Origin of the sequence: Rhizorhabdus sp. (assembly GCF_018006725.1) — a bacterium.
Classification (GTDB): Bacteria; Pseudomonadota; Alphaproteobacteria; order Sphingomonadales; family Sphingomonadaceae; genus Rhizorhabdus.
The window spans coordinates 1-5,310 of record NZ_JAGMXV010000284.1; the positions used below are offsets into that span (position 1 = coordinate 1).

The following is a 5,310-nucleotide window of genomic DNA, read 5'->3' on the forward strand; positions in this document are numbered from 1 at the left end:
AGCCGGCTATCCGCGCGTACGCCTTCGGCAAATTCGAGCATGTCATGCTCCATTTCGCTCTGCGTACCGGTCCGCTCGCGCCATTCGGCCGCGACATAGACATGGCAGGTGCCGCAGGCGCAATTGCCACCACAATCGCCATCAATCCCGCAAATGCTGTTATTGAGAGCGCCCTCCATGACCGAATAACCGTTCGCAATTTCTACCTGATGTTCGGTACCACTGGGTTCAACGAAAGTGACGCGCGGCATGAAGTCCCCCGAATATTCAGTGATATGACAGATCAGCAATCAAAGGGGGGATCAGCCCGGAATACGCACCATCATGCGCTCATAACCTTTGACAAAGGCCGATTGTACCCGAACCGGCGGCTCAACCACCTCGATCATCGGCCAGCGCTTTAGTATTTCTTCCCAGACGATCTTCAACTGCATCTCGGCCAGACGATTGCCGACGCAGCGATGGATTCCGAACCCGAACGACAGATGTTGACGCGGGCGAGCGCGATCGATGATGAATGCATCCGCATTTTCGATCTCGGTTTCGTCGCGATTGCCCGAGACATACCACATCACGACGCGGTCGCCTTTCTTGATGTGCTGACCGCCCAGGATGGTATCCTGAAGCGCAGTACGGCGCATATGCGCGAGCGGGGTCTGATAGCGGACGATCTCAGGCACCATCGATTCGATCAGCTCATGGTTATCGCGGAGCTTTTGATACTCGCCCGGATTCTCGTTAAGGAACAGCAGGCCGCCAGTGATCGAGTTGCGCGTGGTATCATTGCCGCCAACGATCAACAGCACCAAATTGCCGAGATATTCCATCGGCTGCATGTCGCGCATCGACGGATTGTGCGCCATCATCGAGATTAGATCACCCGCCGGAGGCGCGTTGACACGCTGGTTCCACAGGCCCGTGAAATAGGTGAGGCATTCGATCAAGATCGCGCGCTGTTCGTCGCGGGTCATTTTGGCATCAGGCGCGCTGACATCGATGGTCGTCACGTCGGACCAATATGTAAGCTTGCGCCGATCCTCCCAGGGAAAATCGAACAGCGTAGCGAGCATTTGCGTTGTCAGTTCGATCGAGACGCGGTCGACCCAGTCGAACGGCTCATTGATCGGCAGATTATCGAAAATCTTTTGAGCGCGCTCGCGGATCAGCACTTCGAGCACGGCCAGATTGGCCGGGGCGACGATCGGCGACACCGCCTTGCGCTGCACGTCATGCTTGGGTTGATCCATCGCGATGAACATCGGCAGGATGAAATCATCATCCTGATCCTTAGCCGTGATGCCACCGAGATGCGCTTCCGAGGAAAAAATTGCGTGGTTGGTATCAACCGCCATGATGTCCTTGTAGCGCGTCACCGACCAGAACGGGCCGAACCGGCCGTTGGCGCAATAATGCACCGGGGCTTCCTTTCGGAGCCGCTCGAAAAATGCCCAATGGGTATTATCGACGAAGCGCGATGAGTCGGTCATGTCGATATCTTCTATCGGCATCGAATAGGCGATCGAGCGGGCCGCCTCGATTGCCTCGTCCTCGATTTGCTTGGAGGCGGTGGCCATGATCAGTCTCTCTCCCCCGGTCATCCAGATCGACGCTGGATGATCCTACGGATCCGCAAATTGCGCCGTTTCTACGTCAATCGCAATGCATAACCGGGGCAGCGTGTAAGTCCACCCACTATTTGCCGCTCTACTTTCCCGAGATCGCCCGTTTCGCCGGCAACAGCAGGTCCGACTGGTTCTTTGCGCTCATCGAGCGGTTCCCGACTCTTGCCAGCATCATCGCGCTCGAGGCCGAGACATTCTCCGCCGCGGCCTGGCCTCTCATCGGCCGTAAGGTTTCCAAGGCCCGTCTCATCAACGACATATACGAAACGGCCTGCGCCTCCATCGCTCTGCCGGTCCCGGAGGATTCGGCAGCAATCGCCATGTTTCGCATGGGCATCGCGCAGGGGCGAAGCCTCATCCAACAGCGTGACGAGATAGAGCGGCTTGCCCATGCCAGACTGGCCGAGCATGTCGACTACCAACTGCTGCGCAAGATTCCTGGCATCGGCCCGATCAACGCGCTGACCATCCTGGCAGAAGCCGGCGATCTGCGCCGGTTCAATCATCATCGCGAGTTTCTGAAATTCTGCGGCCTTGATCTCGCGACGTGTCAGTCAGGCACGTTCCGCGGCCGCACGAAGCTGATGGCCTTGTCGATGGCACGCCCGGGGACGACGAGTTCCCATCGGCCGTTCCCCGTTTGGTCATGGTCAAAGCGAGGTGTCCGCCCAATGCCAGCTCGGCGCCACGCCCCAGCGTGAACAGGCAAATGCTCCAAAAAGCAGTTCTTGGGCGGGGCGGGATCGGCACCCATTCCATGAGTCCGGTAGCCGGTTGCTCGACAGCGGATATCGGGTGACCGGATCGGCGCCGGCACCGCCAACACCATCGCTTCAAGCTCGCTCCAATGCCTGGCGATGGCGCCTGCCGTATCAACGGCAAGGCCGTACTTGCGGTTGTAGCGGTCCTTGGCGACGATCCCGCGCGCGATCTCCCGAAACCGCACTTTGCGCCGGCGATCGGGCGGGGGACGCTCCGGCTTCCTGCTCATGCCATCGCCTCCGGGCCAGCTCCAAGCATCTCGGCCATGCCGTCGAAGCCCGACGTCGCGAAGGACTCGATACGCCCGACCATCTTCTCGCCCATATCTCACCGCTCGGTTGGGCGCACATCCTCCTCACCGGCGAATATCTCTGGCCGAAAGGGACAGACGCTTAGGGTGTCATTTCGCCCTCAGCCGGAACCGACCCCTACAAGGGAGGCTTCGTCAACGCGTTGGACACGATCGGGCCGCCCTGGGGCAAGCTGGCGCAGGTGGTAGGGCGGAGGTTGGCAAAAGCGGAGGTAAGGCAGGTCGGCTCCAAACCGTTCCCCGGCTCCGCCGGGGGGCAAGGGAGTTAAGCCGAAACCTGCATCCCCCTCGCAGCCAAGATCATGTCGCTTGCCTTCTCCGCGATCATGATCGTCGGCGCGTTCGTGTTGCCCGACACCAGCCGCGGCATCACCGAGGCGTCGACGACACGTAAGGCGGCGATGCCGTGGACGCGCAGCTGCGGGTCGACAACCGCGTTCGGGCCGTGGCCCATTGCGCAGGTCCCCACCGGGTGGTAGATCGTCGTGCCGTAAGCCCGCGCATAGTCCAGCAGGTCCGCGTCCGACTGCACGGCGATGCCGGGGTTGGTCTCGTGCGCGATGTAGCGCGCGAGCGGCGCGGCAGCGGCGATGCGGCGGCCCCATTTCAGAGCGGCGACGACAACCTCCGCGTCTATCGTGTCGCTAAGATAGTTGGTCTCGATAGCAGGGTGCGCGGACGGGTCGGCGGAGCGGATACGGACCCGGCCGCGCGATTCCGGGCGCAATTGGCAAGGTGCGATTGTGAGGCCGGGCTCGGTTTCCAGCACCATCTTCTGCTCGTTGACGAGCTTGTCGGTGTCCATCGTGGCAGGGAGGATGTGGAACTGGATGTCGGGGCCGGCTAGGTCGGGGCGTGAGCGGCAGAACACCGCCACATGCGCCGCCGACAGTGTCAGCAGGCCCTTCCGCTGGAACAGATACTTGGCGACCTCGCCCATGAAGCGGAAGCCGCGGGTTAGCTCGTTGATCGACACGGTACCGGGTTTGAGCCGCCAATTCTGCGCGACGACATAATGATCCTGGAGGTTCTCGCCAACGCCAGGCCGGTCGGCGACGATCGGAATGCCGAGCCCGCGCAGGTGATCGGCGGGACCGATGCCCGACAACTGAAGTAACTGGGGTGAGTTGACCGCGCCACCCGCGAGGATGACCTCGGCGTCCGCGCGCGCGACCTTCGTGATCCCGTCCTGGACGAACTCCACCCCCGTCGCGCGCGCGCCGTCGAAAAGCACGCGCGATGCATGCGCGCGAGTTTCAACCCGGAGATTAGCGCGCGTCATCGCCGGGTGGAGGTAGGCGACGGCGGCAGAATGGCGGCGGCCGTTCTTGACGTTGACCTGGTACCAGCCGACGCCTTCCTGCTCCGGCCCGTTGATGTCGCGATGCTCGAGCGCCAGCGTCTCGCACGCCGCGATCACCGCTTCGGACACGTCGTGCGAGCTTGCGGGATCGGACACGTGCAGCGGTCCGCCGACGCCGTGCGTGTCGCACTCGCCGCGTTCCTGGTTCTGCGACCGGCGGAAGTAGGGCGCGACGTCGTCCCACGCCCAGCCCTCGCACCCCAATTGCCGCCAGCCGTCGTAATCGGCGCGCTGACCCCGGACGTAGAGCATCGCGTTGATCGACGACGATCCCCCCAGCACTTTGCCGCGCGGCCACACGTGCTGGCGCCCGCCCGTGCCCGCGTCGGGCTCGGTGGTGTACAGCCAGTTGACCTTGGGATCCTTGATCGTCCGCGCGTAGCCGACGGGGACGTGGATCATCAGGTTCGACATGAACTGACCGCGCGCCTTGCCGGGCCGATCGTCGCCGCCCGCTTCCAGCAGCAGCACGGTCGTGCGCCCGTCGGCGGTCAGTCGGTTGGCGAGCACGCATCCCGCCGACCCCGCGCCGACGATGACATAGTCCGCGTGAAGGTTATCGGGCATGGGTCTGCTCCTTTCGCGCCGCCGCGGCCCGGATCCAGCGTGCGGTCGCGGGGCCTTGCGTGAAGGGCAGCATGTGCCCGCCCTCGACCAGCATGAGCTCGGCGCCCGGGATCTGCGCGGCGGTGTGCTCCCCGTGAAGCGTCGCGTCGAGGATGTTGTCGTCGGGCGCGTAAAGGATGCTGACGGGGATCGAGAGCGTGCCATAGCGGGCGACCATAGGTGCAATCACTTTCCAGGATCAGGCCGCGGTAGCGCGCGAGCAGCGCGAATACCCGCTCGATCGGGTCATCGATGACCGCCCATGCCGGCTCAAGCAGCATGGGAGCGATGCCGGCCCGGTAGGTTTCGAGCACCGCTAACAGCAGATCCTGCTTGCCGGGAAAGAAGTGATAGAGGCTGCCGCTGTTAAGCTGGGTGCGGCTCAAAATGTCGGCGATGGAGGTCGAGCCATAGCCCTTGAGCCAGAACAACTCCATTGCCGCTCCGACGATTCTTTCACGAGTGACTCGCTGGCCCTGCATGACCGCATGCTTGATTGAGTAATCAACCAAGTGTCAAGGGCTCTGTTGCAATTTCGCCTGTCCGGAACCGAAGGGTTTCGGACACCGCGGGCCGAAGCGTCCACAACCTAGCTTGACACCGTTCCGAACAGGCGCGACGATCCGGACACCGATTGTGAACGGATT

The 5,310-nt window shown here is 62.5% G+C and carries 5 protein-coding genes and 2 pseudogenes; 2 read left to right on the forward strand and 5 right to left on the reverse strand.

Annotation, left to right across the window (positions count from 1 at the left end):
- Both KAY22_RS23990 and KAY22_RS23995 read right to left on the reverse strand, forming a co-directional pair.
- The coding region (locus KAY22_RS23990; protein WP_296625657.1) for a 2Fe-2S iron-sulfur cluster-binding protein at positions 1-251 on the reverse strand (251 nt) is incomplete at its 3' end.
- Positions 252-302: 51 nt separating this feature from the next.
- The gene (locus KAY22_RS23995; RefSeq protein WP_296625658.1) at positions 303-1,574 is read right to left on the reverse strand and encodes a cytochrome P450; all 1,272 of its coding nucleotides are present in this window, start codon (positions 1,572-1,574) and stop codon (positions 303-305) included.
- Between the two features lie 113 nt (positions 1,575-1,687).
- On the opposite strand from KAY22_RS23995, the pseudogene KAY22_RS24000 reads away from it, so the two are divergent.
- A pseudogene (locus KAY22_RS24000) lies at positions 1,688-2,206 on the forward strand (transposase); the annotation flags it as partial.
- Between the two features lie 211 nt (positions 2,207-2,417).
- Positions 2,418-2,780 (forward strand): Tn3 family transposase, encoded by a 363-nt coding sequence (locus tag KAY22_RS28010; RefSeq protein ID WP_366514152.1) that lies wholly within the window; start codon positions 2,418-2,420, stop codon positions 2,778-2,780.
- 179 nt (positions 2,781-2,959) lie between these two features.
- Here the strand turns inward: KAY22_RS28010 and KAY22_RS24005 are convergent, their stop codons facing one another.
- The 3 genes and pseudogenes from KAY22_RS24005 to KAY22_RS24015 form a co-directional block, all read right to left on the reverse strand.
- Complete coding sequence (locus KAY22_RS24005) at positions 2,960-4,624, reverse strand: GMC family oxidoreductase N-terminal domain-containing protein (protein ID WP_296625659.1); 1,665 nt, start codon at positions 4,622-4,624, stop codon at positions 2,960-2,962.
- Entirely contained in the window at positions 4,614-4,841 is a 228-nt protein-coding gene (locus tag KAY22_RS24010; RefSeq protein ID WP_296625660.1) for a hypothetical protein, read from the reverse strand. The genes KAY22_RS24005 and KAY22_RS24010 overlap by 11 nt, the downstream gene beginning before the upstream one ends.
- Before the next feature lie 145 nt (positions 4,842-4,986).
- Positions 4,987-5,145 (reverse strand): annotated as a pseudogene (locus KAY22_RS24015) (helix-turn-helix domain-containing protein); the annotation flags it as partial.
- Positions 5,146-5,310 lie beyond the last annotated feature (165 nt).

Coding starts and splice junctions, on each gene's coding strand:
- KAY22_RS24010 (WP_296625660.1), bottom strand. CDS start 4,841: ATGGTCGCCCGCTATGGCACGCTCTCGATCCCCGTCAGCATCCTTTAC.
- KAY22_RS23995 (WP_296625658.1), bottom strand. CDS start 1,574: ATGGCCACCGCCTCCAAGCAAATCGAGGACGAGGCAATCGAGGCGGCC.
- KAY22_RS24005 (WP_296625659.1), bottom strand. CDS start 4,624: ATGCCCGATAACCTTCACGCGGACTATGTCATCGTCGGCGCGGGGTCG.